This window comes from Mesorhizobium sp. M8A.F.Ca.ET.181.01.1.1 (assembly GCF_004792025.1).
GTDB lineage: Bacteria > Pseudomonadota > Alphaproteobacteria > Rhizobiales > Rhizobiaceae > Mesorhizobium.
This window is the reverse complement of the sequence record NZ_SRTV01000243.1, coordinates 1-301: the sequence shown is the minus strand read 5'-3', so window position 1 is coordinate 301 and position 301 is coordinate 1. Positions and strand designations below refer to the sequence as shown.

At 64.1% G+C, this 301-nt stretch carries 1 pseudogene; it reads right to left on the bottom strand.

Annotation, left to right across the window (positions count from 1 at the left end):
• Positions 1 to 283: pseudogene (locus tag EN824_RS34455) on the bottom strand (serine/threonine protein phosphatase); the annotation flags it as partial.
• Positions 284 to 301: the final 18 nt, after the last annotated feature.

The following is a 301-nucleotide window of genomic DNA, read 5'->3' as shown; positions in this document are numbered from 1 at the left end:
CGCCCTGCCGGCTGTCTTTGAGCCGCGGCGACAGGGCGTAGAACAGGTTGATCGACCAGTAGGGCACGATCGTCCAGGCAAGGAACGGAACGTGGTGCTCCCAGGAGAAGACGATGCTGCCGACTTGATTGCGTGTCGAGGCCAGCCAGTTGGCGAAGCCGTAGGTCGAGTAGAAGAACGGCGCCAGGAAGGCGAGCCACAGCGCTGCCCGGATGACGACACGTCCATAGGATTCGGCGGCTGGGCTGGCTGAACGTGACGGGGGCTCGGCACTGGTCGGCATGCGTGGGCGGTTCCTAAA